Genomic DNA, 3,600 nt, shown 5'->3' with positions numbered 1-3,600 from the left:
AGTTCTTTTATGAGAAGTTAAACTATATTCATCAGAATCCAGTTCAAGAAATGCTAGTTGAAAGACCAGAGGAATATTTGTTTAGCACTGCACGGAATTATGCTGAGTTGTCTTTTGTATTGAATGTTATTTTAGAAACTCCTGAATTGAAGAACTATGTTTAATGATATGGTAAACAGTGTTATATGACGCACGGATTGCAAATCCGCGCTAGCGGGATTATGGAATTACTGACAACCAATTATTATCTGTAAATGATGGAACAGGCTCAAATTTTGAAAATTTTGGCTTCAAAGATAATGGTATAGATAATGCCATTGAGTATCTGTATGATGACAATGGCAACATGTATAAAGATGATAATAAGGGGATAGAAAAAATCACATACAACTATTTAAACTTGCCTACATCTATTCAATTTAAAGATGATAATGCAGAGAGCAAAAGCATAGGCTATATCTATACAGCAAATGGTAGCAAATTAAGAAAACACACCCACGATGGTAGCAAAGAAAGCATAACAACAGATTATATTGGAGCCTATGTATACGAAAATGCCACCTTGCAATTTATCCAAACCAGCGAAGGCCGTTTAGTGCCCAATGAAAATGGAGGATTCGATTACGAATACGCCCTAAAAGACCACCTAGGCAATACCCGAGTCATGTTTAACGAGGCAGGTGAAATTTTACAAGACCAAAGCTATTATCCTTTTGGTATGAGCATGGGAGAAGAATTAACTTTTAATATGCCCAGTAATTTACCAGATAATAAGTATCTTTACAACGGAAAAGAATTACAGACTGATTTTGATTTGGCTTGGTATGATTATGGGGCACGATTTTATGATCCGGCTTTGGGGAGATGGCATGTAATCGATAACAAGGCAGAAAAATACAATTCATTTACTCCCTATACTTATGCAGCAAATAATCCAGTTTTATTTATTGACCCTGATGGAAATGATATTAAAATATACTATAGGGATAGCAATAAGAAATTGCAACCACCATTTAGTTTTAATGGAAAAAATGGTGCAAATGCCCCCAAAAACAACTTTGTTAAAAATGTAATTTCAGCTTATAATTATAATACTAGAAATGGAGGTGGAGATAAATTAAAATATGCGGCAACAAATGAAAATGGGCATGATATTAAAATCACATCTACATCTGGAAGTTCTGAATTTGGATATGCAGTAGCGACATACAAAAATGGACAAGATGCAGTGGAACCATATGTTTTTTGGAATTCAGATCAGGGTATTAAAACTACTGATGGTATTGAGCTTTCTCCAGCAACAGTGTTAGAGCACGAAGCTGATCATGCTGTTGATGATGAAGTTGGGGGAACAACACAGCATCAAGATAGAGTAGATGAAGAAAATATTAAATATGATAATAATGAAGAAGAAAGAGTAATAACTGGAGCTGAGGCAAAAACAGCCGAAGCAAATGGTGAAGCAAAAAAGGGTTGGGTAAGACCTGATCATAAAGGTACTGTAATAAAGAAAGAAGATTGGAAATATAAGAACAAATAAAGACATGAATAAAAGAATTAATATATTTTTAATTAGTTTCGTTTTCCTTATTTTTGTAGAGTGTTCTATTGATAGTCGGAAATCAATATCCTCATTAGAAATCAAGTATTATAAGGGGCATTTTGAGTCGCCAATAAGTCTTGTATGTTCTGAACTGTTAAATGAAGAAAGTTTTGATATAGGTATTGTTGATACTGTAATTTTTAACCAAACTGTTTTAAACCAAGTTGATTCATTATTAAAAATACTGAAGCTAGACTCTCAAATTGGTAGTCTAGATGCAAGAGTTTGTTGTGTTATCAATTTTAATAATGGTGATGAAACTCATCTTTGTTTGGGCGAAAGATTTGGGGTGAAATACCAAAATAAATATTATGATGATAGTCAATTATTATCGTATTTAATTAAGAGTAATTCTGGATATTATCAATATTTTCCTATTGATTTATTAAACTATTTCCCTGAACTAAAAGATTCTGTTAGAAAGATTAGAACTATTGAGAGTATGAGAAGAAAATTATATATAAAAAATGATACTGTAGATTTGGGAGAGATAATAGAGATAAAGCGTTTTTGAAAGAATGATGGTATGATTATGGGGCGCGGTTCTATGATCCAGCATTGGGGCGTTGGCATGTGGCTGACCCAATGTGTGAAATTGCAAGAAGATGGACACCCTATCAATATGCTTATAACAATCCAATCAGATTTATTGACCCTGATGGAATGGTGGTTGATGAATATGAATTAAATATTAATAATGGAGAGATAAAAAATGTTGGAGATTCGGATAATGATGTTGTATATGCTGTAACTGAGAATGATGATGGAACAACTACTAGAACTGGAGCTTCTGTAGAGTTTTCTGGCAAACCAATAGAAAGCGTTGTAAATAAGGGAGATAGTGAAGAAGGTAAGCCTATACAAAATGTATCTGTTGAAAATACATCTGATGGTGAGAAACTCTTTTCTTTTGTAATAGAACAAACTGGTGAGAATCAAGAATGGGGGTTGGTTGATTATAGTTTAAACAATCAAGAAGCAAAATCTGTTGTAACAACTTCTGGAAATGAAAGAAAAGATTCAGAAAGTAGTAGAATTGTTGCTGTTCTTACGGGAAATCCAAATGCAAAAATACATAAAGCTGATCATTCTCATCCTGTAAGACCAACATCGGAACATTCATCTGAAGGAGATAGGGCAGTTAGAGATAAGGTAATTAGTAATAATTCTGAAGCAGAAGTAAATATCCATTTCAACCAAGGTAATAGATGGTATAAAAGGAGTATAAAAAATGATACAAAATATTTTTATAAAGGAGAGTTCTAAGACAAAAATAATAATACTTGGTTTTGTCTTCTTTCTATTATCTGGCAGTGCGTATTCGCAATGTTCTAGTGTTATAGATGATAAAGATTTAAAGATTAACAATACATATTCATTAGATTCATTATTTGTTTCTAATAAAATTACAAACGTTCTTGAACACTCCATTTCATTAATTGACACTCTCTATAATGACCAAAAGGATACTTGGTTATATTTTGTTTTTTGTATGAGTTCAGTGTACAATAATCAAGAAGGAGTAACAATAAAAATAGAGTTGCAACAAGGTGTTAGTTACAATGTTTTTTATGATAGGTTAATAGATGAAGGAGAGTGTTTTTCCGGTGCTTTTTGTTACAAAGGTTACTCGTTTTTTGTTTTGTCAGATAGTATAAATAGTGATTTATATCAAACCTTTTTTTCCTCAGAAAGTGTTTCAAATTTCCCCATTTATTACAACAAACCTGAGCCTTCAGTTGAATGGGGAAAGTTAGGATATCATGATATTAATAAATTTTCTTATCTATTCTATAAATATAATGAAGATGGTTTTCGGTATGTTTCAACAACATTTTGTAATTAAAAATAGTGTTCGTATTATAAAAATCCCGCTAGCGCGGAAATGTTTTCCGTGCGTATAACAACAAGGTAGACAGTCAATTTCTTAAATTTTCTATCTTTGTTAGATGTCAGATAAGTATAAAATACACGAATCAGATAAAGCTTATTTTATA

General features: G+C 32.1%; 4 protein-coding genes and 1 pseudogene. All 5 read left to right on the top strand.

From position 1 onward, the window contains the following. Positions 1-346: 346 nt before the first annotated feature. Positions 347-1,540, top strand: a complete 1,194-nt coding sequence (locus tag HNS40_RS21800) for an RHS repeat domain-containing protein (protein WP_172284832.1) — start codon at positions 347-349, stop codon at positions 1,538-1,540. A gap of 4 nt (positions 1,541-1,544) precedes the next feature. Then, on the top strand, positions 1,545-2,117 hold the full coding sequence (locus tag HNS40_RS21795; protein WP_172284831.1) for a hypothetical protein: 573 nt from the start codon (positions 1,545-1,547) through the stop codon (positions 2,115-2,117). Between the two features lie 20 nt (positions 2,118-2,137). Beyond that, positions 2,138-2,257: pseudogene (locus HNS40_RS23570) on the top strand (RHS repeat-associated core domain-containing protein); the annotation flags it as partial. A gap of 9 nt (positions 2,258-2,266) precedes the next feature. After that, complete coding sequence (locus HNS40_RS23020) at positions 2,267-2,869, top strand: JAB-like toxin 1 domain-containing protein (protein WP_256367568.1); 603 nt, start codon at positions 2,267-2,269, stop codon at positions 2,867-2,869. After that, positions 2,835-3,449 (top strand): hypothetical protein, encoded by a 615-nt coding sequence (locus HNS40_RS21785; protein ID WP_172284830.1) that lies wholly within the window; start codon positions 2,835-2,837, stop codon positions 3,447-3,449. Before HNS40_RS23020 ends, HNS40_RS21785 begins: the two co-directional genes overlap by 35 nt. Positions 3,450-3,600: the final 151 nt, after the last annotated feature.

Origin of the sequence: Lentimicrobium sp. S6 (assembly GCF_013166635.1) — a bacterium.
Lineage (GTDB): Bacteria > Bacteroidota > Bacteroidia > Bacteroidales > UBA12170 > UBA12170.
Note: the sequence above shows the minus strand (reverse complement) of the source record. Positions and strands in the feature narration are given on the sequence as shown.